The organism is Micromonospora rhizosphaerae, assembly GCF_900091465.1.
GTDB classification, from domain to species: domain Bacteria; phylum Actinomycetota; class Actinomycetes; order Mycobacteriales; family Micromonosporaceae; genus Micromonospora; species Micromonospora rhizosphaerae.
Genome location: NZ_FMHV01000002.1, coordinates 5076166 through 5099442, shown reverse-complemented (window position 1 = coordinate 5099442; position 23277 = coordinate 5076166). Strand labels below are relative to the sequence as shown.

At 73.6% G+C, this 23277-nt stretch carries 24 protein-coding genes, 1 pseudogene and 1 riboswitch; of the genes and pseudogenes, 13 read left to right on the top strand and 12 right to left on the bottom strand.

Going from position 1 to position 23277, the window contains the following annotated elements; all coding sequences use genetic code 11:
• The first annotated feature begins 40 nt into the window (after positions 1-40).
• The 3 genes from GA0070624_RS24015 to GA0070624_RS24005 all read left to right on the top strand — a co-directional run bounded on the left by GA0070624_RS24015 (position 41) and on the right by GA0070624_RS24005 (position 2362).
• Entirely contained in the window at positions 41-811 is a 771-nt protein-coding gene (locus GA0070624_RS24015) for an ABC transporter permease (RefSeq protein ID WP_245719185.1), read from the top strand.
• On the top strand, positions 808-1869 hold the full coding sequence (locus tag GA0070624_RS24010; protein ID WP_425413517.1) for an ABC transporter ATP-binding protein: 1062 nt from the start codon (positions 808-810) through the stop codon (positions 1867-1869). Before GA0070624_RS24015 ends, GA0070624_RS24010 begins: the two co-directional genes overlap by 4 nt.
• Before the next feature lie 202 nt (positions 1870-2071).
• Positions 2072-2362 carry a hypothetical protein gene (locus GA0070624_RS24005; RefSeq protein WP_176731533.1) on the top strand — a complete coding sequence of 97 codons (291 nt, stop codon included), beginning with the start codon at positions 2072-2074 and terminating at the stop codon, positions 2360-2362.
• 72 nt (positions 2363-2434) lie between these two features.
• On the opposite strand, the pseudogene GA0070624_RS24000 reads toward GA0070624_RS24005, so the two are convergent.
• A pseudogene (locus GA0070624_RS24000) lies at positions 2435-4902 on the bottom strand (CDP-alcohol phosphatidyltransferase family protein).
• Positions 4903-4952: 50 nt separating this feature from the next.
• On the opposite strand from GA0070624_RS24000, the gene GA0070624_RS23990 reads away from it, so the two are divergent.
• Genes GA0070624_RS23990 through GA0070624_RS23960 form a run of 7 tightly spaced genes read left to right on the top strand, consistent with a single transcriptional unit; the run spans position 4953 to position 10631 of the window.
• Positions 4953-5933 (top strand): zinc-dependent alcohol dehydrogenase, encoded by a 981-nt coding sequence (locus GA0070624_RS23990; RefSeq protein WP_091344836.1) that lies wholly within the window; start codon positions 4953-4955, stop codon positions 5931-5933.
• Positions 5934-5936: 3 nt separating this feature from the next.
• The gene (locus GA0070624_RS23985; RefSeq protein WP_091344834.1) at positions 5937-6335 is read left to right on the top strand and encodes a 6-pyruvoyl trahydropterin synthase family protein; all 399 of its coding nucleotides are present in this window, start codon (positions 5937-5939) and stop codon (positions 6333-6335) included.
• Between the two features lie 3 nt (positions 6336-6338).
• Positions 6339-7376, top strand: coding sequence for a glycosyltransferase family 4 protein (locus GA0070624_RS23980; protein ID WP_091344832.1), 1038 nt, complete (start codon positions 6339-6341; stop codon positions 7374-7376).
• Positions 7373-8182 carry a methyltransferase domain-containing protein gene (locus GA0070624_RS23975; protein WP_091344830.1) on the top strand — a complete coding sequence of 270 codons (810 nt, stop codon included), beginning with the start codon at positions 7373-7375 and terminating at the stop codon, positions 8180-8182. Before GA0070624_RS23980 ends, GA0070624_RS23975 begins: the two co-directional genes overlap by 4 nt.
• A gap of 55 nt (positions 8183-8237) precedes the next feature.
• Entirely contained in the window at positions 8238-9230 is a 993-nt protein-coding gene (locus GA0070624_RS23970) for a lysylphosphatidylglycerol synthase domain-containing protein (RefSeq protein ID WP_091344828.1), read from the top strand.
• Between the two features lie 59 nt (positions 9231-9289).
• On the top strand, positions 9290-9946 hold the full coding sequence (locus GA0070624_RS23965; RefSeq protein ID WP_091344825.1) for a GTP cyclohydrolase II: 657 nt from the start codon (positions 9290-9292) through the stop codon (positions 9944-9946).
• Positions 9939-10631, top strand: a complete 693-nt coding sequence (locus GA0070624_RS23960) for a RibD family protein (protein WP_091344823.1) — start codon at positions 9939-9941, stop codon at positions 10629-10631. The genes GA0070624_RS23965 and GA0070624_RS23960 overlap by 8 nt, the downstream gene beginning before the upstream one ends.
• A 99-nt stretch (positions 10632-10730) precedes the next feature.
• On the opposite strand, the gene GA0070624_RS23955 is transcribed toward GA0070624_RS23960, so the two are convergent.
• The 5 genes from GA0070624_RS23955 to GA0070624_RS23940 all read right to left on the bottom strand — a co-directional run bounded on the left by GA0070624_RS23955 (position 10731) and on the right by GA0070624_RS23940 (position 15216).
• Positions 10731-11474: an amino acid ABC transporter ATP-binding protein gene (locus GA0070624_RS23955; RefSeq protein ID WP_091344821.1), complete on the bottom strand. Its 744-nt coding sequence runs from the start codon at positions 11472-11474 to the stop codon at positions 10731-10733.
• Positions 11471-12268 (bottom strand): amino acid ABC transporter permease, encoded by a 798-nt coding sequence (locus GA0070624_RS23950; RefSeq protein WP_091344819.1) that lies wholly within the window; start codon positions 12266-12268, stop codon positions 11471-11473. Before GA0070624_RS23950 ends, GA0070624_RS23955 begins: the two co-directional genes overlap by 4 nt.
• 44 nt (positions 12269-12312) lie before the next feature.
• On the bottom strand, positions 12313-13191 hold the full coding sequence (locus GA0070624_RS23945) for an ABC transporter substrate-binding protein (protein ID WP_091344817.1): 879 nt from the start codon (positions 13189-13191) through the stop codon (positions 12313-12315).
• Positions 13192-13293: 102 nt separating this feature from the next.
• Entirely contained in the window at positions 13294-13425 is a 132-nt protein-coding gene (locus GA0070624_RS36490) for a hypothetical protein (RefSeq protein ID WP_281181003.1), read from the bottom strand.
• A gap of 32 nt (positions 13426-13457) precedes the next feature.
• A riboswitch (SAM riboswitch) is annotated at positions 13458-13569 on the bottom strand.
• A 93-nt stretch (positions 13570-13662) separates the two neighbouring features.
• Positions 13663-15216 carry an NAD(P)/FAD-dependent oxidoreductase gene (locus GA0070624_RS23940; protein WP_091344815.1) on the bottom strand — a complete coding sequence of 518 codons (1554 nt, stop codon included), beginning with the start codon at positions 15214-15216 and terminating at the stop codon, positions 13663-13665.
• A gap of 332 nt (positions 15217-15548) precedes the next feature.
• Here GA0070624_RS23940 and GA0070624_RS23935 point away from each other — a divergent pair, with 332 nt between their 5' ends.
• Both GA0070624_RS23935 and GA0070624_RS23930 read left to right on the top strand, forming a co-directional pair.
• The gene (locus GA0070624_RS23935; RefSeq protein WP_245718953.1) at positions 15549-16877 is read left to right on the top strand and encodes a hypothetical protein; all 1329 of its coding nucleotides are present in this window, start codon (positions 15549-15551) and stop codon (positions 16875-16877) included.
• Positions 16878-17025: 148 nt separating this feature from the next.
• Positions 17026-17436 carry a hypothetical protein gene (locus GA0070624_RS23930; RefSeq protein ID WP_091344813.1) on the top strand — a complete coding sequence of 137 codons (411 nt, stop codon included), beginning with the start codon at positions 17026-17028 and terminating at the stop codon, positions 17434-17436.
• Between the two features lie 60 nt (positions 17437-17496).
• Here the strand turns inward: GA0070624_RS23930 and pgi are convergent, their stop codons facing one another.
• Positions 17497-19125 (bottom strand): glucose-6-phosphate isomerase, encoded by a 1629-nt coding sequence (gene pgi, locus GA0070624_RS23925; RefSeq protein ID WP_091344811.1) that lies wholly within the window; start codon positions 19123-19125, stop codon positions 17497-17499.
• Positions 19126-19449: 324 nt separating this feature from the next.
• Here pgi and GA0070624_RS34960 point away from each other — a divergent pair, with 324 nt between their 5' ends.
• Positions 19450-19626 carry a hypothetical protein gene (locus GA0070624_RS34960; protein ID WP_176731532.1) on the top strand — a complete coding sequence of 59 codons (177 nt, stop codon included), beginning with the start codon at positions 19450-19452 and terminating at the stop codon, positions 19624-19626.
• A 198-nt stretch (positions 19627-19824) separates the two neighbouring features.
• On the opposite strand, the gene GA0070624_RS23915 is transcribed toward GA0070624_RS34960, so the two are convergent.
• The 5 genes from GA0070624_RS23915 to GA0070624_RS23895 form a co-directional block, all read right to left on the bottom strand.
• Positions 19825-20340, bottom strand: a complete 516-nt coding sequence (locus GA0070624_RS23915; protein ID WP_245718952.1) for an NUDIX domain-containing protein — start codon at positions 20338-20340, stop codon at positions 19825-19827.
• 240 nt (positions 20341-20580) lie between these two features.
• Entirely contained in the window at positions 20581-21222 is a 642-nt protein-coding gene (locus tag GA0070624_RS23910) for an SRPBCC family protein (RefSeq protein ID WP_091344804.1), read from the bottom strand.
• Positions 21219-21581 carry an ArsR/SmtB family transcription factor gene (locus tag GA0070624_RS23905; protein WP_091344801.1) on the bottom strand — a complete coding sequence of 121 codons (363 nt, stop codon included), beginning with the start codon at positions 21579-21581 and terminating at the stop codon, positions 21219-21221. Before GA0070624_RS23905 ends, GA0070624_RS23910 begins: the two co-directional genes overlap by 4 nt.
• Before the next feature lie 98 nt (positions 21582-21679).
• Complete coding sequence (locus tag GA0070624_RS23900; RefSeq protein WP_091344799.1) at positions 21680-22351, bottom strand: peptidoglycan recognition protein family protein; 672 nt, start codon at positions 22349-22351, stop codon at positions 21680-21682.
• A gap of 59 nt (positions 22352-22410) precedes the next feature.
• Complete coding sequence (locus GA0070624_RS23895) at positions 22411-23157, bottom strand: lysozyme (RefSeq protein ID WP_091344797.1); 747 nt, start codon at positions 23155-23157, stop codon at positions 22411-22413.
• Positions 23158-23277: the final 120 nt, after the last annotated feature.

Below are 23277 nucleotides of genomic sequence, written 5' to 3'. Positions count from 1 at the left end.
CGACACCGCCGGCGCGGCGGCCCGCCGCATGCGCTCCAGGATGCCCCTCGCGTTGTTCGTGCCCGCCGGGCTCGGGCTGCTCTTCCTCGTCCTGCCCCTGGTCGGGCTGCTCGCCCGGGCGCCGTGGACGACCCTTCCGCAGCGACTGACCCAGCCGGGCGTGCTCACCGCGCTGCGGCTGTCCCTGCAGACCGCCACCATCGCCACACTGGTCTGCGTCGCGCTCGGCGTACCCCTGGCGTGGCTGCTCGCCCGGGTGGAGTTCCCGGGCCGCCGCCTCGTCCGGGCGCTGGTCACGGTCCCGCTGGTGCTGCCACCGGTGGTCGGCGGGGTGGCGCTGCTGCTCGTCTTCGGCCGCCGCGGGCTGCTCGGCTCCTGGCTGGACGCCACCTTCGGGCTGACCCTGCCGTTCACCACCACCGGGGTGGTGCTCGCCGAGGCGTTCGTCGCCATGCCGTTCCTGGTCATCGCCGTCGAGGGGGCGCTGCGCGGGGCGGACCCCCGCTACGAGGAGGCCGCCGCCACCCTCGGGGCCGGCCGGTGGACCACCTTCACCCACGTCACCCTGCCGCTCGTCGCCCCCGGCATCGCCGCCGGGGCGGTGCTCTGCTGGGCGCGGGCCCTCGGCGAATTCGGCGCCACCATCACGTTCGCCGGCAACTATCCCGGCCGGACGCAGACCATGCCGCTCGCCGTCTACCTGGCGCTGGAGACCGACCTGCAGGCCGCGATCGTGCTCAGCCTCATCCTGCTCACCGCCTCCGTCGCCATCCTCGCCGGGCTGCGCGACCGCTGGGTCAGCGCGCCGTGACCGCGCCGCCCCTGCTCGACGCGCACCTGGTCGTCTGCCAGGGCGCCTTCCACCTCGACGTACGGCTGCGGATCGCCGCCGGCGAGGTCGTCGCGCTGCTCGGGCCGAACGGCGCCGGCAAGACCACCGCGCTGCGGGCCCTGGCCGGCCTCCATCCGCTCAGCGGCGGGCACCTCACCCTCGACGGTGTCGACCTCGACCGCCCCGACCGCCGGGTCTGGACGCCACCGGAGCGGCGGCCGGTGGGCGTGGTGTTCCAGGACTACCTGCTCTTCCCGCACCTCAGCGCGCTGGACAACGTCGCGTTCGGGCCGCGCCGACAGGGGGCCGACCGGCGTACCGCCCGGGCCCGGGCGCAGCGCTGGCTCGACCGGGTTGGCCTGGCCGAGCAGGCCCGCCGCCGGCCACGGCAGCTCTCCGGTGGGCAGGCCCAGCGGGTCGCCCTGGCTCGCGCCCTCGCCGTCGATCCCACCCTGCTGCTGCTCGACGAGCCGCTCGCCGCGCTGGACGCACGTACCCGGTTGGACACCCGGACCGAGCTCCAGCGTCACCTCGGCGCGCACGCCGGAGCGACGCTGCTGGTCACCCACGACCCGCTGGACGCCCTGGTGCTCGCCGACCGCTTGGTCATCGTGGAGCACGGGCGGGTCGTCCAGGAGGGGGACGCGGCCGCCGTCACCGCCCGGCCGCGCACCGACTACGTGGCCCGCCTGGTCGGCCTCAACCTGCACCGGGGCCGCGCCGACGGGCACGCCGTCCGGGTCGGCGAGCTGACCCTAACCGCGGCCGACCGGGTCGACGGCGACGCCTTCGTCGCCTTCCCGCCCGCCGCCGTCGCCCTGCATCCGGCCCGGCCCGACGGCAGCCCCCGCAACGTCTGGCCGGCCACCGTCACCGGGGTGCAGCGGCACGGCGACAACCTGCGGGTCCAGCTCGACGGCCCGATCGCCGTCGCCGCGGACGTCACCCCGGCCGCGGCCGCCCACCTCCACCTCGCCCCCGGCCAGCCGGTCTGGGCGGCGGTCAAGGCGGCGGAGACCCGCGCCTACCCGGCCTGAAAGGGGAAGCCGTACGGCCCACACCGTTTCGCAGGCTGACGCGGCGTCGGTGGGTGCCGGCTTGGGGGAGAGGCGGCTCGGCCAGCTCGACCACGACCTGGCGTGACCGACGCCTCGTGGACGTTCGGCCCTCCGACGACGGAGGTTTGATGTCGGCCAGGTGGGTGAACCACCAGGTGAGCGACGACGAGAGGGGTTCGGCGTGTCCGACCCGACACCAACCCGGGCCAGTCACGAGGCTGTCCTGCCGGACGACGTGACGGACCCGCTGCTGTGGCGCATGGCGTACGACGTCGCCAGGGCGCACCAGCCGGACGAGGAGGGCCGGTGCCCCAGTCCGCTCTGCGCCCAGCAGAGCGCGCCCTGCGACGCGCTGGTCAACGCCCGGCGGGCGATGCGGCTGGCCCGGGGCGACGACCCGGTCTCCCGGCGGTCGGCGGCGGGGGAGCCGCCCGTCCCGACGCAGTGGAACCGGCACGGGGAAGCGGCCTGAGCGACCGCACGCGGCGGGGCCGGGAAGCGGCCTGAGCGACGTCACCCGGCGGCGCCGGGAAGCGGGCGGACGTCACCGAGCGGCCCCGGGCTGCGGGCCGAACGCGGTGAGGAACCGGTCCCGGAAGGTGTCCATCCGCCAGACCGGGGCCCGCGGCCCGGGGCGCAGACCCTCCTGCCAGCCCCAGCCGGCGATCCGGTCCAGCACGGCGGGGTCGTGCGCGACGATGGTGATCGGCACGTCCCGGCCGGCGCCCTCGCCGGTGACCGCCGGCGTGGGCTGGTGGTCGCCCAGGAAGACCAGCACCAGGTCGTCCCCGCCGTAGGTCTGCAGGTAGGAGATCAGGGTGCCCAGCGTGTACTCGATGGAGCGCCGGTAGTCGGCGCGGACCTGGGCGTTGTCCCGCTGCACCACATCCCGTGTGCCGCCCGTGCTGGTGGACGCCTGGTGGAAGATCGAGCCGTCCCCGACGGCGTCCCAGTCCACCGGCTTGGGGATGGGCGACCACGGCGAGTGGCTGGAGACCAGCGGGATCTCGGCCATCAGCGGGGCGTGCGGCCGCGCCCGCTCCAGCCGCTGGAAGGTGGCGAGCGTGTACTGGTCGGGCATCGGGGCGTAGCTGAACTTGGGGCCGCGATAGGCGAGCCTCTCGGCGTCGTAGTAGCGGTCGTAGCCGAAGAACCTCCCCTCCGGCCACGGCTGGGTGGCGGCGGGCATCACGCCCACCGTCTGCCAGCCGGCCCGGTGGAAGGCGCCGTTGAGGGTCAGCCGGTCGCCGGCCAGCAGGTCGTGGTGGCGCTGGTCGTTGTCGATCCAGAGCCCGGAGAGCAGCGTGGCGTGCGCCAGCCAGCTACCACCGCCGGACGTCGGCGAGGTGAGGAAACCGCTGCGGGCGTCGTAGCCGGCGGCCCGCAGCCGGCGGTAGCCGTCGTCGAGCACCGCGCCGACCTGCGGCGCGAACTCGGGGTCCTCGACCGCGTCCCGGCCGTAGCTCTCCACGAAGGTGACCAGCACGTCCTTGCCGCGCAGGCCGGTCAGCAGCCGGTCGCCGGGGACGTCCCGGAAGGCGTCGGTGGCCGCCTCACCGGCGAACGCCTCCCGGTCGGTCAGGCCGGCGTGCACCTGCCGTAGGTGACTCGCGACCAGGGCGGTCGCCTCCCCGTCGGCGACCGGCACGCCGGGGGCGAGGCGTACCCCGAACACGGCGCAGCCGAGCCAGAGCACCGCCAGCGCGGCGACGGCTCGGACGGTGGCGGCGCGGTGCCGCACCGGGAGCCGGGCCAGCCGGAGCACCGAGAGCGTCACCAGGACGAGCAGGGCGGCGGCGAGGAGCAGGACTCCGCCAGTGGCGGCGACCGTGCCGGCCCGGCCGACCGAGTCGGTGAGGAACGCGAAGCCGTCGTCGAGCAGCGCCCAGTCCAGCAGCACGTCGAACGGCCGGTCCCGGGCCACGAAGAAGCCCATGTCGAGGAGCTTGAGGACGGTCAGCAGACCGAGGGCCAGACCGAGCAGCGCGGCCACCGGTCGGCGTACCCGGGCGGGGAGCACGAGCAGGAGCGCGAGAGCGACCAGCCCCTCCACCGGGATCCGCAGGAACGCCCCCGGGGTGAGCCGGCTGAGCTGGTCGGGCACCACGAGGGCGGCCAGCACCAGCAGCCCGGCGAGCACCGTTCCCACGCCCGGCAGGAGCCGGCGGCCCCGGGACGGCCCCTCCTCGGGCCGCGGGTCGTCCCCGGTCACGAGAGCATCTTCGGCATCGGCCGGGCGGCGGCGCGCTCGGCGGCGGCGCGCTCGGCGGCGGCGAGCCGGGCCGGGCGGTGCCGCCACAGCCAGGCGACGTCGTGGCCGAACGACTCGACCAGCATCGCCAGCGCCCCCGCCACCAGTACGGCGTTGACCGTCCGGGGCAGCACGCCGGCCATGGCGACGGCCAGCACGACCCCCTGCGTCGCGGCGGCGACCTTGCGCCAGTACCGCGGCGGCAGCGACCGGCGCAACCAGGGCAGCGGCCAGCTCGCGGCGACGAAGGCGTACCGCATCGCGCCGATGGCCAGCACCCAGCCGCCGACGGACGGGGCGAGGTGGGCGCTGAGCACCAGGAGGAGGAACGCGTCGACCTCCATGTCGAAGCGGGCGCCGAGGGCGCTCTCGGTGCGGGTGCGCCGGGCCGCCCGGCCGTCGACCGCGTCGAGCGCCAGCGCCACGGCGGTCAGCGGGGCCAGCACCGCCACCGGCGCCGGCCGCCCCCACGCGTCCACCGTCAGTGCCAGCACACCGCCGACCAGGATGGCCCGGGTCAGGGTCACCCGGTTGGCCGGGCCCAGCCCGCCCGCGTCCGCCCGCCGTAGACCACGCAGCAGCAGGCCGCACAGGACCCCGCCGTACGCGAGCCCGGCCAGCCAGCCCGCCGGGCCGAGGCCCACCGTGCCGGCGAGCCCGGCCAGCAGGACGACCTGGAGAATCAGCCCGACCACCGGGCCACTTCGAACCCTGGACACCCCGCCTCCGTGTCTATGATCGACAACCCTGCCAGTCAACACGCGAAACACGGCGGTCCGGTTCGGTCCGGATGTGGAAAAGAGGAAAGTTCGTGACCCGCGACGCCCGCGCCTTCTGGCTCCGCGCCCCGGGCGAGGGCGAGATCCGGTCCATGACGCTGCCCACTCCCGGCCGGGGCGAGGTCCTCGTCCGCACCCGCTTCTCCGGCGTCAGCCGGGGCACCGAGACCCTGGTCTTCACCGGCAAGGTCCCCGCCGACCAGTACGCCACCATGCGTGCCCCGTTCCAGGAGGGCGACTTCCCGGCCCCGGTCAAGTACGGCTACCTCTCCGTCGGCGTGGTCGAGCAGGGGCCGGACGGGCTGCGCGGGCGTACCGTCTTCTGCCTGCACCCGCACCAGACCGGGTACGTCGTGCCGGCCGAGGCGGTGGTTCCCGTGCCGGACGGCGTGCCGGCGGCCCGGGCGGTGCTGGCCGGGACGGTGGAGACCGCGGTGAACGCGCTCTGGGACGCCCCGCCGCTGGTCGGCGACCGGGTCACCGTGGTCGGCGCCGGCATGGTCGGCTGCTGTGTCGCCGCCCTCCTCGCCCGCTTCCCCGGCGTACGGGTGCAGCTCGTCGACGCCGACCCCGCCCGCGCCGGGGTGGCCACCGCGCTCGGGGTCGAGTTCGCGCTGCCGGCGGAGGCCGCCGACGGGCGCGACCTCGTGGTGCACGCCAGCGCCACCGCCGAAGGCCTGCAACGCTCGCTGGACCTGCTCGCCCCGGAGGGCACCGTCCTGGAGCTGAGCTGGTACGGCGACCGCCCGGTGACGCTCACCCTGGGCGGGGCGTTCCACTCGGGGCGGCTGAGCATCCGCAGCAGCCAGGTCGGCACGGTGTCGCCGGCCCGTCGGGCCAGCCGGAGCTTCCCGGACCGGCTGGCGCTCGCCCTGGAACTGCTCGCCGACCCGGCGTTCGACGCGCTGATCACCGGCGCCTCCCGCTTCGCGGAGCTGCCCGACGTGCTCGACCGACTCAGCTCGGGCCGGCTGCCCGCGCTCTGCCACCTCATCACCTACGACGGGGAGTGATCCGTGTTCAGCGTGACCGTCCGTGACCACATGATGATCGCCCACAGCTTCCGGGGCGAGGTCTTCGGCCCCGCGCAGCGGCTGCACGGCGCCACCTTCGTCGTCGACGCCAACTTCCGCCGGCCGGACCTCGACGCCGACGGGATCGTGGTCGACATCGGCCTGGCCACCGAGCAGCTCAAGGCCGTCCTCGGCGAGCTCACCTACCGCAACCTCGACGACGAGCCCACCTTCGCCGGGGTGAACACCACCACCGAGGTGCTGGCCCGGACGGTCGCCGACCGCCTCGCCGAGCGGGTGCACGCGGGGCGGCTGGGCGAGGGCGCACGCGACCTGGCCGGGATCACCGTCACGCTGCACGAGTCGCACGTCGCCTGGGCGAGCTACGAGCGGTCGCTGTAGCGGATGAGGGTCGTGCACGTGGTGCTGCCGGGCGACATCGACGACCCGGCCACGCCCAGCGGCGGCAACGGCTACGACCGCAGGATCTGCCGAGGGCTGGGCGGGGCCGGCTGGACCGTACGCGAGCACCCCGTGCCGGGCGGCTGGCCGCGACCGGGCGCGGGGGAGCGGGCCGCGTCGGCCCGGGTGCTCGCGGCGCTGCCCGACCGCGCCGTGGTCCTGCTCGACGGCCTGGTCGCCTCCGCCGTGCCGGAGGTGCTGGCGCCGCAGTCCCGCCGGCTGCGCCTGGTGGTCCTGGTGCACATGCCCCTGGAGACCGACGCCGAGGGGGATGCGCTGGCGGTCGCCGTCGGCGTGGTCGCCACCAGCGAGTGGACCCGGCGCCGGCTGCTCGACCGGTACGCGCTCCCCGCCGAGCGCGTCTGGACCGCCACGCCCGGCGTGGACCCGGCGCCCGTCGGCGCCGGCTCGGCGGCCGGCACGGCGCTGCTCTGCGTCGCGGCCGTCACCCCGCAGAAGGGGCACGACGTGCTGGCCACGGCCCTGGCCCGGGTCGCCGATCTGCCCTGGACGTGTCACTGGGTGGGCACGCTGGCCCGGGACCCCGGGTTCGTCGATCGGCTGCGCCGGCAGCTCGCCGAGTCCGGCCTCGCCGACCGGGTGCGGCTGCTCGGCCCGCGTACCGGCGAGGCGCTGGCCGCCGCGTACGCCGGGGCCGACCTGCTGGTGCTCCCCTCGCGCGGGGAGACGTACGGGATGGTGGTCACCGAGGCGCTGGCCCGGGGCGTACCGGTGCTGGGCACTGACGCGGGCGGGCTGCCCGAGGCGCTCGGCCACGCGCCGGACGGCAGCCGGCCGGGCCTGCTGGTGCCGCCCGCCGATCCGGAGGCGCTGGCCGGCGGACTGCGGCGCTGGCTCACCGACCCCGGGCTGCGGGCCCGGCTGCGCCGGTCGGCCCGCGACCGACGCGGCACCCTCACCGACTGGGCGGTCACCTCGAGCCGCCTGTCGGCGGCGCTGAAGGAGGCGACGGCGGCATGACCACCCCCCTCGACTTCGCGGACTGGCTGCGGCTGCGGGAGCCCGCCGACGCCGCGGCCAGGTCCGTCGAACTGGTCGACGCGGCCCGCCGTCGGCTGACCGGCGACCGGCCGCTGGTCGTCCACGACCTGGGCACCGGCACCGGCTCGATGGTGCGCTGGCTGGCGCCGCGGCTGCCCGGCCCGCAGCACTGGATCCTGTACGACCGGGACCCCTACCTGCTGGAGCGCGCAGCGACCGACCTGGTGGACGGCGCCGCCGACGGCAGCAAGGTTACGGTCGAGGTCCGGCGGTCCGACATCACCCGGCTGACCGACGCCGACCTGGCCGACGCCGACCTGGTCACCGCCTCGGCGCTGCTCGACATGCTGACCGCCGGGGAGGTCGAGCGGGTGGTGGCAGCCTGTGCCGATCGCCCGACGCTCTTCATGATCTCGGTGGTCGGCCGGGTCGCGTTCACCCCGGCCGACCCGCTCGACGCGGAGTTCGCCGCAGCGTTCAACGCGCACCAGCGGCGGACCGTCGACGGGCGCGCCCTGCTCGGGCCGGACGCCGTGGCCGCCACCGTGGCCGCGTTCACCCGGCGGGGGATCGACGTCCAGGTCCGGCCCAGCCCGTGGCGGCTCGGCCCGGACCAGGCGGCGCTGACCGTCGAGTGGTTGACCGGTTGGCTCGACGCGGCCTGCGAGCAGCGGCCGGAGCTGGCCGGCCCGGCCGGGGCGTACCGGCGGCGACGGCTGGCCGAGGCGGCGGACGGTCGGCTGCGGGTCGTGCTGCAGCACGCCGATCTGTTCGCCGGCGGGTGAACCGGCCGGCGCCCCGGCACGTGACACCAGGTGGACGTACGGTCAGGGAGGATGCTTGTCACACGCGACCGTCGCACCACCCGCCGCGCTCCCGGCGGGCCCGGCCGCGCCCTCGGCCCCGGCCCGCTCGCTGTGGGCCTGGGTCCGCACGCTCGGCGGCCTCGGCGTGCTCGCCGCCCTGGTCTGGTGGCTGGGCACCGGGCCGTTCCTCACCGGGCTGCGCCTGATCGACGGCCCGGCGCTCGCCGCGGCGCTCGGCATCGGCCTGGTCACCACCGTCTGCTGCGCCTGGCGGTGGGCGCTGATCGCCGACGGCCTCGGGGTGCGGTTGCCGATGACGACCGCGGTGGCGCACTGCTACCGCGCGGTGTTTCTGAACTCGACGCTTCCCGGCGGGGTGCTCGGCGACGTGCACCGCGCCGTGCGGCACGGCCGGGACGCCGGCGACATCGGCCGGGGCATCCGCGCGGTGGTATGGGAACGCACCGCCGGGCAGGTGGTCCAGCTCGTCATCGCGGTGGTCGTCCTGCTGGCGCTGCCGTCCCCGGTCCGGCCGTACCTGCCGGCGGTCACCGCCGCGCTGCTGGTCGCCGGCCTCGGGCTGGTCCTGCTGGCCCGGGCGGTGCCCCGGTCCGGGCCGTCCCGGTGGGCCCGGGCGGTGCGCACCGCCGTGGCCGACGTCCGCGCCGGGTTGCTCGCCCGGCGTACCTGGCTCGGCGTGGTGGTGGCCTCCGCCGTGGTGGTGGCCGGTCACCTGGCGACCTTCGTGGTCGCGGCGCGCACGGCGGGCGCCGACGCGCCGCTGTCCCGGCTGGTGCCGCTGACGTTGCTGGCGCTGCTGGCCATGGGGCTGCCGGCCAACGTTGCCGGTTTCGGGCCGCGCGAGGGGATGGCGGCCTGGGCGTTCGCCGCCGCCGGCCTGACCGCCGCGCAGGGCGTCGGGGCCGCGATGGTGTACGGGGCGCTGGTGCTCGTCTCGAGCCTGCCCGGTGCCGCCGTGCTGCTGCTGCGGCGGCTCCGCCTTCCTCCGTCCGGTGTCCATCGCTGATCACGCCTACGGTGGAGCGAGGTGTGCGCTGCCGCGGCAGCGCGGGACGAAGGAGACCGATGGACGAAGCCTTGCCGGTCGCGACGGTCCGGACCCAGGTCACGGTCCCGCTGCGGTTCCCCGACGGGTACGCCACCACCGCCCGGGTCTTCTCCTTCCACGGCTTGGTGGACGGCCGGGAGCATCTGGCGTTAGGCCTCGGCGACTGGGCGTCGACGGTGGACGGGCAGGCCGCCGGCGGGCCCCCGCCCCTGGTCCGCCCGCACAGTGAGTGCCTGACCGGGGACGTCTTCGGCAGCCAGCGCTGCGACTGCGGCCCGCAGCTGCGGGAGGCGGTCGAGCGCATCGTTGACACCGGCGGGTTCCTGCTCTACCTGCGGCAGGAGGGCCGCGGCATCGGCCTGTACGCCAAGCTCGACGCGTACGCCCTGCAGGACGCCGGGCTGGACACCTACGAGGCGAACCTGGCGCTGGGCCGCGGCGCCGACGAACGCAACTACACCGCGGCGGTGCAGATGCTGGCCGCCCTGGGGGTGTCCCGGGTCGCCCTGCTCAGCAACAACCCGGACAAGGCCGCCCAGCTTGAGCGGCTCGGCGTGACGGTGACCGACCGGGTGTCCACCGCCGTACACCTCTCCCCGGCCAACGCCGGCTACCTGGCGGCGAAGGCCAGCCGTGGGGACCATGCCCTCGACCTCCCGCTCGTCCATGACTGAGCGGCCGTATGTCCTGCTCAGCTGCGCGATGTCGATCGACGGCTACATCGACGACGCGTCGGCGCAGCGGCTGCTGCTCTCCAATGCCGAGGACCTCGACCGGATCGACGCGGTCCGCGCCGGCTGCGACGCCATCCTGGTCGGCGCCGGGACCGTCCGGCGGGACGACCCGCGGCTGCTGGTGCGCTCCGACTGGCGCCGCGCCGACCGGGTGGCTCGCGGCCTGCCGCCGTCACCGGCGAAGGTCACCCTCACCGGCACCGGTGACCTCGACCCGACGGCCCGCTTCTTCACCATGGGCGACGGAGCGAAGCTGGTCTACTGCCCGACCGCCGTGCTCGAGAAGACCCGGGAACACCTCGCCGAGGTGGCGACCGTGGTCGACGTGGGAGAGCCGGTCACCCCGCGCGCGGTGCTGACCGATCTCGCCACCCGGGGCGTACGGCGGCTGATGGTGGAGGGCGGCGGCAGCGTGCACGCCCAGTTCCTCACCGCCGGCCTCGCCGACGAGCTGCATCTGGTGGTGGCGCCGTTCTTCGTCGGCGACTGCCGGGCCCCGCGCTTCGTGGGGGACGGGCGATTCCCCTGGCACCCTGGTCGGCGGGCGCGGGTGCTGGAGGTCCGCCAGATCGGCGACGTCGTGCTGACCCGGTACGCCCTCTCCGACCGCTGCCCGGAGCCCTGATCCGGACGCCAGGCGCGCTGGTCCGAACGGCGATGCCACCCGTCGCCGCCCGGTGACCGCCCCACCCACCGGGCACCGAACCATCCGACTCAAGCCGGGTCAGAGCACCTGGGAGAGGAAGCGGCGCAGCCGGGGGTGCTCCGGTGACTCGAAGATGGCGGCCGGCTCGCCGGCCTCGAGCACGACGCCGCGGTCCATGAAGGCCACCGTGTCGGCGACCTCGCGGGCGAAGCCCATCTCGTGGGTGACCACCACCATGGTCATGCCCGCGGCGGAGAGGTCGGCCATCACGCCGAGCACGCCCTTGACCAGCTCCGGGTCCAGCGCGGAGGTTGCCTCGTCGAAGAGCATCACCTGCGGTTGCAGGGCCAGGGCGCGGGCGATCGCCACCCGCTGCTGCTGGCCGCCGGAGAGGTGCGCCGGCCGCGCGTCGGTCTTGTCGGCCAGCCCGACCAGCTCCAGTTGGGCACGCGCGACCTGCACCGCCTCGTCCTCGGACAGCTTCTTCAGCCGCCGCAGCGCCAGGGTGATGTTGCGCAGCACGGTCATGTGCGGGAAGAGGTTGAACTGCTGGAAGACCATTCCGACCCGCTGACGCAGGGCGTCCGGGTCGTCGCGCAGCACGCTGCGGCCGTCCAGCAGCACGTCCCCGCGGTCCGGCTCGATGAGCCGGTTGATGGTGCGCAGCAGGGTCGACTTCCCGGAGCCGGACGGGCCGATCACGCAGGCGGTCCCGCCCCGAGCCACGTCCAGGTCGACGCCGCGCAGCACCCGGTTTTCGCCGAACGCGAGGTGGACGTCGCGGACGCCGAGACTGACCGAGGTGGCGGTGTTGGTGCTCATCGCGGGTCCTTTCGTCCGGTCGTGGGCAGCACGGTCTCCCCGGCCAGCGCCAGGCCGGCGTCGTCCTCCTCGTCGCCGGGCGCGGCGGTGGCGCGGCCCTGGCGCAGTCGGCGATCGATCGCGTTGACCGCGTGGGTCAGCGGGATGGTCAACGCGAGGTAGAAGAGGCCGGCCAGCAGCAGCGCCGACTCGTTGCCGGTGGTGGCCGCATGGTCCTGCCCGATCCGGAACAGCTCCCGCTGGCTGGCCACCAGACCGAGGAAGTAGACCAGGCTGGAGTCCTTGATCAGGGCGATCAGCTGGTTGACCCAGGCCGGCAGGATCCGGCGTACGCCCTGCGGGATGATGACCAGCCGCATCGCCTCGCCCCAGGAGAAGCCCAGCGCCCGGGCACCCTCCATCTGGGCCGCCTCGACGCTCTGGATGCCGGAGCGGAAGATCTCGCCGATGTAGGCGGCGGCGATCAGCGACAGCGCCAGGATCCCCAGTGGATAGGGGTTCGGCCCCCACACCTCCATCCCCAGTGGCGCCAGGCCCACGCCGATCAGCAGGATGGTCGCCGCGGCCGGCAGGCCGCGGAAAACGTCGGTGTAGACCCGCGCCGGCCACCGCAACCAGCGGGTACGCGAGATGCCGGCGACAGCCAGCAGCATGCCCAGCACCGAACCGAGCAGGGCGGCGGAGATCGCCAGGATCAGCGTGTTGGGCAACCCGACCGTCAGCATCTCCGGCAGCGCCTGCCGCATGGAGTCCCGGTCGAAGAAGGTCTCCCAGAGGGTGCGCAACGGATCCATCAGTCGCTTCTCCTACCGCCCTGCTCGCTCGTTGTTCCGTACTGTCAGGAGGAGGCCGACGCCGACGGCGCGGCCGACGGCCCCGCCGGGACGGCGACCGTGCCGCTGCCCGGCTTGAAGTCGGCCGGGATCGGGCGGCCCGGGTAGTACTGCGCCTGGAGGCGGCTCCAGGTGCCATCCTTGATCACCTCGTCGAGGCCCTTGTTCAGCGCCTCGCGCAGCGCGTCGTTCCCCTTGGCCACCGCGTACGCCGTCGGGGCCGGGCTGAGCTGCTTGGCGGCCACCCTGACCTTGCCGCCGCTGTCGGCCGCCGACTTGTCGCCGATCTCGGCCGGGGCGATCCAGGCGTCGGCGGTGCCGGCCTTGAGCTGGTTGATCGCGCCGTTGTAGTCGGGCACCCGCACCGGGTTGAGGTTCTCGCGCGTGGCGTAGTCGTCCTGCACGGTGCCCTGCACGACCACCACCCGCTTGCCGGAGAGCTGGTCGAAGCTGGTGATCGAGGAGCCGGCGGGCACGTCGAGGCCGAAGTAGCCGAAGTCGTACCCGTTGCCGAAGTCGACGGTCTTCTTCCGCGCCTCAGTGATGGTGATGGACGAGCTGCCCACGTCGAACTTGTGGTTGTTGACCTGCGACAGCAGCGCGGAGAAGTCGGTGCCGACGAACTCCACCTTCAGGCCGACCTTGGCGGCGACCGCGGTGAGCAGGTCGTTGTCGAAGCCGGTGAACTTGCCGTCCTTCAGGTAGACGTTCGGCGGGGCGTCGGTCAGCGTGCCGGCCCGCAGCACACCGGCCTGGAGCAGGTCGTACGGGTTGTCGGCCTTGCTGGTGGAGGCGTCGTCACCGCAGGCGGTGAGGCCGGTGGCGGCGAGGACGGCGGCGGCGCCGAGCGCCGCGACGCGGGTCAGGGCGGGAAGAAATCGCACAGGTGTCTCCAGGGTCAGATGGCGGCGCGGGCGCACGCCGCCGACGGCGCGCCCAAGGCGGACGAGCCGGGTGGGTGGTTCGAGAAAAAGGGGGTGTGGCGCTCAGCGCGCGTCGGCGCGGCGACAGGCGTCGCTGCACACCCGCATCAGATCGACGTGCCGCCGCTTGACCAGCAGGAAACCGGCCGGGTACGCGACGCGATCGGCGGGCGGGGTGCGGAAGTGAGCAGACATGGTTCCCTCTGGTCGGTGATGACCTGGGTACCAGGCCACGCTTGCACCGGCGTCCTGCCGGTGCCTGGTCCTCACCCGGGGCACCCCACCGCGGAGGAGGGTTGCCGGCCAGCAAGCCGGGGCTTGACGCTGGCGCTCATGACCTGCCGAGAAGGCTAGCAGCAGGGCCGCCCCGGTCGTCCAGCCGTTATGACCACGCTCACGCGGCGTGCCTTACCGCTCGGTGCTGCGGACCCGTCACGGCCGCGGTGCCCCCGCATCCCGGGCCGCCCGGACCGTGCCGATCCCGCGGTACTCGACGTCCTGGCCGACCGGGCGGGCGGGAATGATCGGTGCGTCCCGGCCGGTGCCGTGCCGGCCGTCGCCGGACGACTTCTCCTCGTGGTAGTCCTGCTCCACGTTGACCGTCCAGACGTCGTGGCCGGTGCCGTGGACGATGTTGTCGGCGGTCAGCATCGCGGTCAGCATCGAGTGGTCCTGGTTGTTGTAACGGTGCATGCCGTTGCGCCCCACCGGGTGCACGTTGGGCACCTCGTGGGTCAGCCAGTCCCGGATCACGTCGACGTTGTCCTGGTACCGCTCGTCGTACACCGGGTAGGCCTTCGGCATCCGTACCACGTAGCCGGCCTCCACGCAGCCGGGCCGGACCAGGCCGAGCCGCTGCAGCTCCGCGGTGGCGAGCGCGATCAGGTCGTCGTCCGGGGTACGCCACATCTCGTCGTCCTCGAAGACGAAGTACTCCAGGCCCAGGCAGGTACGGCCGTCCTTGACCAGGTGAGGCGACCAGGAGCCGAAGTTCTGGATCCGCCCCACTCGTGCGGCCGGGTCGTGCACGTAGATCCAGTTGTCCGGAAAGGAGAACTCCTCCGGGACGACCAGCGCGACGGTCAGGAAGTCCCGGTAGCGCAGATCGTCGGCGGCGGCGACCACTTCGGGCGGGGCGGCCGGCCGCAGCGCGCGCACCAGTGTGGAGATCGGCATGGAGGAGATCACGTGGTCGGCCGGCTCGATCCGTTCCCCGCCGGCGTCGGCCACCGTGACGCCGGTGGCCCGCCGGGCCGCCGGGTCCCGGTGCACCGCGGTCACCGGGATGCCGGTGCGCACCGGCCCGCCCAGCTTCTCGACCTGCTCGGCGCACCGTTCCCACATCATCCCGGGACCGAATCTGGGGTACTGGAACTCCTCGATCAGGCTGGTCACGTCCGTGCGGTTGCGCCGGGGCAGCAGCGCGCCCCGCACCGCCTTGGCGAGCGACAGGTTCTTGATCCGCTGTGCGGCCCAGTCGGCCTGCAGCTGGTCGGCCGGCATCCCCCAGACCTTCTCCGTGTACGTCTTGAAGAAAATCGAGTAGAGCCGCCAGCCGAACCGGGCCGACACCCAGCCCTCGAAGTGCGACTGGTCCTTCGGCGGTCGCAGCCGCGCCCGTCCGTACGAGCCGACGCAGCGCACCGCCTCCAGGATGCCCAGGTTGCGCAGCGCGTTCCCGGCGTTGAGCGGGTAGTCGTAGAGCGCGCCCCGGTAGTAGATCCGGCTCATCCGCGGCCGGAGCAGGAAGTCCTCGTCGGCCAGGATCTCGTGCCAGAAGGCCTCGACGCGGGAGACCTTGGTGAAGAACCGGTGCCCGCCGATGTCGAAGCGCCAGCCGTCCCGCTCGACCGTGCGGCTGATCCCGCCCACCACGTCGTCGGCCTCGAACACGCGGACCGGCTCGCCGTGCCGGAGCAGCTCGTGCGCCGCGGTCAGCCCCGCCGGCCCCGCACCGATGATCACGGTGCCGTTCCTGTCGCCCATGCTGCCGAGCCCCCCGCCGCCGGCCTGTCGATGCGGCAGCGCCCTTACCCGGCCTGCGCCCGATCTCACCTTTCCGTGCGGCGATTCTCGCCGCTGCCCCGGCCGAGCGCGGACCCGCCGGGCAGCGTCCGTCATCCTCGCGGACGCCTGGCCCAGGCGGCCGGCCTCGCGCGTCCCGCCGGCGGACACCGTCCTGTCATCGGTACGAAGGTGCCGGTCAGGGTCGTCGGTACCCGAGCAGCCGGTCAGGTGTCAACGGGCACCGGACGGGGATGCCGGGGACGGTTCGCGGTCCGCGGGCGGTCGCGGGCGGGGCGATCGGTGGGGGACGGATGGCGGACGAGCGGCAGGCTGGCGCGGCCGGCGCTCCCGCCACGGGCGCGGAGCGCCCGGGCCGGCGCGGCCGGCTGCGGCCGGTGGCCCGCGCCGCGTCCCGGCTCGCCGACCGGGTGCCCGCCCCGTGGGGCTTCGTGCTCGCGGTCTTCGTCGGGTCGAAGGTCGTGCTCAGCCTGGTCGGCGTGATCGCGCTGAGCGCCTGGGACAACGTGCGAGGCGCGCCGCCCGCGGTCGAGACGACGATGCGCATCCAGCAGCACGAGGTCTCCCCGCACCGGTGGATCTCCCTCTGGTTCGCCTGGGACTCCTTCCTCTACGACCACCTGGCCCGGATGCCGCTGGACGAACCGTGGCGGAACTTCGCCTTCCCGCTGCTCTACCCGCTCCTGGCCCGGCCGTTCGCGCCGCTGCTCGGCGGGCACACCGCGTGGGCGCTGCTGCTGGTCAGCAACGTCGCCCTGGTGCTCCAGCTCTACTACGCCCACCAGCTCGGCGGTCGGCTGCTCGCCACCGGGGACCGCGGTCGGCTGCGCGGCACGGGCGAGCAGGGCGGCGGCGAGGCGCTCGCCCGGGACGACCCGGCGGCGGGCCGCCGGTTCACCCGGTACCTGCTGCTCCTGCCGGCCGCCTTCCTGTTCCAGGCGGCGCTGACCGAGTCGGTCTTCGTCTGCCTCGCCCTGGCCGCCTTCTGGTACGCCGAGCAGCGGCGTTGGCTCCTGGTCGGGATCGTCGGCTATCTCCTGGCGCTGAGCCGCTCGGTCGGCTTCCTGGTGGTGGTCCCGCTCGCCCTGGTCCTGCTGCGCCAGCACGGTTACCGCCTCGGCCCCCGGGCGCTCGGGCGCTACCTGCGGGTCGGCTGGCCATTGGTGCTCGTACCGGCCGGCTGGCTGACCTTCATGGCCTTCTGCAGGTGGCAGAGCGGCGACTGGTACGCGTACAAGCACGCCCAGGAGAGGGGCTGGGGGATCAGCGTGCAGAACCCGCTGACGGTGATCCTCGACGGGCTGACCCGCGGCTCGCCCGGCGACGCCGTACGGGTCTGGTTCGCGGTCGCCGTGCTGGTGATCGTGGTGTGCGGCCTCCGGTGGGCCGAGCTGCCCTATCTGGTCTACACCGTGATCGTGGTGCTGGTCCCGCTGTCGATCGGCCCACCGGTCTACCGGAGCCTGCTGCGATACCTGATCGCCGCGTTCCCGGTCGGCCTGGTGCTGGCGCGTTGGGCCCGCCGGGCGACGGTCGACACCTGGCTGACCGCGGCGCTGGCGCTTCTCCAGGGCGCCCTCTTCGTGGTGTGGCTGACCTACTGGACCCACTTCATCATCTGACCGCCCGTTCGCCCGCCCTACGGGAGCACCGGCGGCGGCGCTGACCGGCGAGGGCGGCGACGAGCTGCGCGCGGAGCTGAACGCCGGGGTGCGCCCACGCTGACCATCCCGCCGAGGTTCTGTCGTACCCGGACGTCAACATCTGTCCATGGCTGCCCCCGCCGTTGCCCACCGCACCGACCGGCCGCGTGCCCTGCCGCTGCGCGAGGTCCGCACCCGGCTCACCCAGATCGTCGCCCTGGCCGAGCTGACCGACACCGTCACCGTGGTCACCCGTGACGGCGACCCGCGGCCGGTCGCCGTGATCGTGCCCGCCTCGGCCGCCCGCTCGGCGGCCCAGGCGCGGGCCGACGCCGATCGGGTCGCCGCGGTCACCGCCGGCTGGGCCCGTCGCCTCGAGGAGTTGCACCGGCAGAGCAGCCGGCGGCACGCGGCCGAGCTGCGAGCGGTCACCGACGCCCTCGCCGAGGTCTGGGCCGAGCTGGACCGGCGCGTGCCCGCCGGCGATCCCGCGCTGGCCCGGCTGCGCGCCGCCCACGCCGACCTGCTCCGGGGCTGACCCCGCGAGCTGTCGGCGCGGCGGTGACCGGATGACCGGAGCAGCGCCGCGCCAATGACGTCAGTCCCGGTCGCGCTGCTTCCGGTAGCGCCCGATCAGCGAGGCGGTGGAGGAGTCCAGCTGGCCGAGGTCCGGGCGGGCGTCGGTGAGCAGCGGTGCGAGCTGGTTGGCCATCACCTTGCCCAGCTCGACGCCCCACTGGTCGAACGGGTTGATGTTCCAGACCGTGCCCTCGGTGAAGACGATGTGCTCGTAGAGGGCGATCAGCTGGCCCAGGGTGGACGGGGTGAGCTTCGGGGCGATGATCGAGGTGGTCGGGTGGTTCCCCGGCATCACCCGGTGCGGCACCACGTCGGGGGCGGTGCCCTCCGCCTCGACCTGCTCTCGGGTACGCCCGAAGGCCAGCGCGGCGGTCTGCGCGAAGAAGTTCGACATGAACAGGTCGTGCATGTCGCCGAGGTCGTGGTTGGGTCGGCTGAAGGCGATGAAGTCGGCCGGGATCAGCAGCGTGCCCTGGTGGATGAGCTGGTAGAAGGCGTGCTGCCCGTTGGTGCCGGGCTCACCCCAGAAGATCTCCCCGGTCCGGTAGCCCACCGGCTTGCCGTCGAGGGCCACCGACTTGCCGTTGCTCTCCATGGTGAGCTGCTGCAGGTACGCCGGGAACCGGTGCAGGTACTGCGAGTACGGCAGCACCGCGTGGGTCTGCGCGTCGAGGAAGTCGGTGTACCAGACGTTGAGCAGGCCCAGCAGCGCCGGAATGTTCCGCTCGACCGGCGTGGTCCGGAAGTGCTCGTCGACGGCGTGGTAGCCGGCCAGCATCTCCCGGAACCGCTCCGGCCCGATCGCCAGCATGACCGACAATCCGACCGCCGACGGCAGTGAGTACCGGCCGCCCACCCAGTCCCAGAAGCCGAACATGTTCTCCGGGTCGATGCCGAAGTCGCGGACCCGCTGCTCGTTGGTGCTGACCGCGACGAAGTGCCGGGCGACCGCCGACTCGTCGGCGTCGAGGGCGGCGAGCAGCCAGCGCCGCGCCTGGTTGGCGTTGGCCAGGGTCTCCTGGGTGGAGAACGTCTTGGAGACCACGATGAACAGTGTGCTGGCCGGGTCCAGGTCGGTCGTCTTGTCGTGGATGTCGGTCGGGTCGATGTTGGACACGAACCGGCAGGTGATCCCGGCGCCCCGGTACGCCTTCAACGCCTCGTACGCCATCATCGGTCCGAGGTCGGACCCGCCGATGCCGATGTTGACCACGGTGGTGATCCGCTCGCCGGTGTGCCCCCGCCAGGTGCCCGACCGGACCCGCTCGGCGAAGGCGGACATCCGGTCCAGCACGCGGTGCACGTCGGCGACCACGTCCTGCCCGTCCACCACCAGTTTCGCGTCGCGGGGCAGGCGCAGGGCGGTGTGCAGGACGGCCCGGTCCTCGGTGGAGTTGATGTGCTGGCCGGAGAACATCGCGGCGATCCGGTCGGTCAGCCGTACCCGGTCGGCGAGGGCGGTGAGCAGGCCCAGCGTCTCGTCCGTGACCAGGTTCTTGCTGTAGTCGACGTACAGGTCGGCGACCTCGCCGGTGAGCCGCTCACCCCGCTGCCCGTCGGCGGCGAACAGGTCCCGCAGGTGGGTGCCGCGTATCTGCTCGGCGTGCTTGCACAGGGCCTGCCATTCGTCCGTGGTGGTGACGTCCACAGATCCTCTCCTTCACGACGGGACTCTCAGCGGGCCCTGGTCGCGCCCGCCGCCGGCGACTCCACCAGCCTGCCACCCGGGGGAGGCCGGCGCGACGCGACCGGACATCGCCCACCCTTTGGACGGTCCCGGGGCGGCGTTCGGCGACACGCGGTTGGGACAGCTGTTCGACACGTCGCTCACGCCGGGACGGCATTCGGTCGCGGACCGTAAGCTTCGAGGTCCGTGGACACCCGCGCCGGTGAGGAGGCTCCATGGCGACGGTGCTCGGTCCCCGCCATCCGTCCGACGAGGACGACCCGGTCGAGGACGCCAGGTCACGACATGATCATCGGCCTGCCGTACGGCTACGACACCCTGCTCGACCGGGAGTTCAAGAACGGCCAGGATCTCTCCGGCGGCCAGTGGCAGCGGCTCGTCGCCGCCCGCGGCCTCTATCGGGAACTGTTCGACCTCCAGGCCGCCGGCTACCTGGCGGAGGCGGCCGACGGGCCGGCCTGATCGACGCTGCCTCCGGTCTCAACTGGACGTCGTGATGGCCGGCAACGACAAGCAGCGCTTCGCCGTGGCGCGCGACGGGCCGCCACATGGTCGGGCGCGACGTCGCTCACCCGTCAGGCCCTCGCCGTCGTGCCGCCGGCAATAGGAGATGTCCGCGAGCCAGGGAGGCGGGCGACCACGGTCCGGTGGCGGGGTCGTTCAGCCCGCCCGCTGGCTGGCGAGGAAGTCGGCCAGCACCCGGGTGTGGGTGGAGAAGGCCAGCTCGATCGGCTCGGTGAGCACCAGCCACTCGGTCGCCTCCTCCGTCGGCGCCGACGGAGGCAGGTCCTCGACCTGCCGCTCGGGCAGCAACCCGAAGACCATCATGGTGCCGCCGGCGGGCGCGCTGTGCACCGCGAAGAGGCGCGCCTCCCCGGCGTCGGCCAACAGGCCGGTCTCCTCGCGCAGCTCCCGGACCAGCGCGTCGGACCACTCCTCGCCGTACTCGATGAAGCCGCCGGGGAGGGCGAGCTGGCCGCGGGCCGGCTCGATGTCCCGGCGGACCACCACCACGCCCAGGCCGGTGGCGCTGCGGACCGGCAGCACCGCCACCGCGACGGGCAGCGGGTTGCGCCAGACCGTCCCGCCGCAGACCGCGCAGACCCGCGGCCAGCCGGCGGCCGCCGGGTAGGCCGCTCCGCAGTACGAGCAGTGCGAGTACGGAACGCTGGTCACGCCGCAGCACGTTACCCGCCCGGCCGCCGCTCGGCGTGGGTTAGCCGCCGGATCGAGGTCGTCCACGAGTTCCACGCCGACCCGCCACCGGCCGGATGACCGTCCCCCGGGCGACCCCCGCCCCGCCGCGCCGATCATGGAGTCGTGGTCCCTCCTGAAAGCCGCGCACGACCTCAGAACAGGCGCCACATCTCCATGATCGACCGACGCGCGGCGCGAGGGTCCAGGGAACCCGCGCCGTCAGGACGCCGGGACTCCGGTGTACGCGGCGGTCGTGCGGTCTGCCGCCGCCCGGGCCTCGTCGGCCGGGGTGCCTGCCGCCACGCTCGCCTCGCCCCAGCGCTCGCTGCTCAGCGTCATGAACTGGCGGCCTTCGTCGGAGCCCATCCACGCGGCGGCCTGCGCCGGGTCGACCCCGCTGCCGTCGCCCGCGAGGTGCGAGGCCAGGCCGAGCAGGCCCATGTCCCAGCCGACGCCGACGGCGCCGGGGCCGAACTCGGCCCAGCGCTGGTCGTCGACGTGCGCGACGTGCTCCAGCTCGAACCGGGTACGGCCCTCGCCGGCCGGGCTGAGCCGCACCTCGATCCAGCTCGCCTCGTCGCCATACTCCCAGGTGGCGGCGAAGCTGTGCGGCGGGTCGCAGCGTTCGATGGTGCCGCTTGCGTTCCCCTCGAGCTGGTAGCGGCCGTGCAGGCGTAGGTCACCGGAGATGGGCAGGAACCAGCGCGGGATGCGGTCCGCGCTGGTGCAGGCGTCCCAGACGTCCTCCAGCGGCGCGCCGTACGTCTGACTGATGGTCATCACGCGCGCCTCCCCGGCGGGCAGCGTACGGCTGCCGACGGTGCGCTCCACGGAGCTGATCTGCCCGATCACGTCGATCATGGTGCTTTCCTCTCATCAGGGTTGCCCTCGCGCAGCCGGCGCTCCCGCCGGCCCCGCGCCAGCTCGGTGGCGAGCGCCTCCAGCGGCGGGGTCCAGAACCGGCGGAAGTGGTCGAGCCAGGCGTCGACCTGGTGCAGCGGCTGCGGGTCCACCGCGTAGAGGCGGCGGGTGCCCTCGGGTCGTACGGTCGCGAAGCCGTTGTCCCGCAGCACCTTCAGGTGCTGCGACACGGCCGGTTGGGAGATGCCGAACTCCTCCTGAACCGCCGCGCAGATCCTGCCGGCGGTCTGCTCACCGCCGGCGAGCAACTCCAGGATCCGGCGGCGGACCGGATCCCCGAGGACGTCGAAGGCGTGCACCAGCCTTTTCTATCAGACTCAGCTTATATAAGCCACCGGTACACATGCGTTGAGGCGCCGGCGGGGCACGACCCCGCCGGCGCGCTTCCGGCCGGCTCTCAGCCAAGCCGGGCGGCGACCGCGCTGCGCAACTCCGGCAGCCGGTCGTGCAGCAGCCCCGGGCACTGGGTGCTGTTGAAGTCCTTGTGCCCGTAGATCTCGCTGGCCGGGATGGCGTACTGCTGGCAGGTGAACGCGCAGAAGACCACCAGGCTGTCCCAGAGCGCCTGCGGCGGCTGCACGTCGAGGTAGGTGCCCTCGTTCTCGATGCCGATGGCCTGCGTGTTCTGCCCGACGCAGTGCGCGCCCTGCACCATGGTCTGCCCGTGCAGCAGCGCGTAGAGGCTGCCGTGCCGGCCCTCGGTGAGGTACCCGCCGCGGCTGTTGGTGAAGTGCTGCCCGGAGTCGATCCAGCCGTTGGTGTCCATGTGCAGGTTCTGGATGTCGCGGGAGTTGGCGTAGGCGTGGGCCAGGCTGTAGTCGGTCGAGTTCGGGAACGCCGTGTGGTGGATGATGATCTTGTTCGGCCGGCTCTGCACCACGCTGACCGACGACTTCGGCGGCCGGGCGCCCCAGGTCGCGCAGTTGGCGATGACCGGCTGGTCGACCCGGGTGGTCACGGCCCGGGCATGGCGGTCGCCGCCGAGTTGACCGAGTGCGGTGACGCCGGCGGCGGCGCCGAGCAGGACGGCGCCGCGCAGCACGGCCCGCCGGGGTACGGGGACGGACATCGGGGCCTCCTCGAAGGGGCGATCCGGTGGTGGGCCGGGCGGCCCGCCACCGGTGGTGGTCAGCAGGGTCCGTTGCAGGCCAGCACCTTGAGCCGGTCCCAGGTGCCGTTCCACACGTCCTGGTCGCCAGGGAAGGTGCCGGAGGAGGCCCACTGCCAGAAGGAGTACGTCGACCAGCCGGCCGGCAGGGTCCCGACGGTGCTGGAGTACCGGGCGATCCAGAGCGGGTTGTTCGCGGCGAAGCCGCTGTAGTTGCCCGTGCAGGTGGTCCACCAGTCGGTGGTGGTGTAGATGGTCGCCCACCGGCCGGTACGGGCGTAGTACTGGTTGACGAACGACGTGATCCAGCTGCGCATGCCGCTCTGCGTCAGGCCGTAGCAGGTCGAGCCGTACGGGTTGTACTCGATGTCGAGGGCGCCCGGCAGGGTCTTGCCGTCCTTGGACCATCCGCCACCGTGGTCGACGAAGTAGTTGGCCTGGGTGGCGCCGCTGGACCGGTCGGGCAGGGCGAAGTGGTACGAGCCCCGGATCATCCCGACGTTGTAGGAGCCGTTGTACTGCTGGGCGAAGTACGGGTTGGTGTAGCCCGTGCCCTCGGTGGCCTTGACGTACGCGAACCGGGCGCCGTTGTTCCAGGCCGCGGACCAGTTGACGTTGCCCTGGTAGCTGGAGACGTCCATGCCGGGCAGGCCGGCCGGGGCGGCGCTGGCCGGCGTCGTGCCGAGGGTGGCCGAGGCGGCCAGGGTGACCGCGGCGAGCAGGCCGGCCGCGGCGGCCCGCAGCGCCGATCGCAGGGGACGGTTCATCTTTCCTCCCTGGGGTTGCCGCTCGGGGCGGCGGGAGTGACGAAGGGAACTGTCAGTATTAAGACACGAGGCGAAGATTAACTTCAATAGATGTATTGAAGATCATCCCTGTGAGGTGGC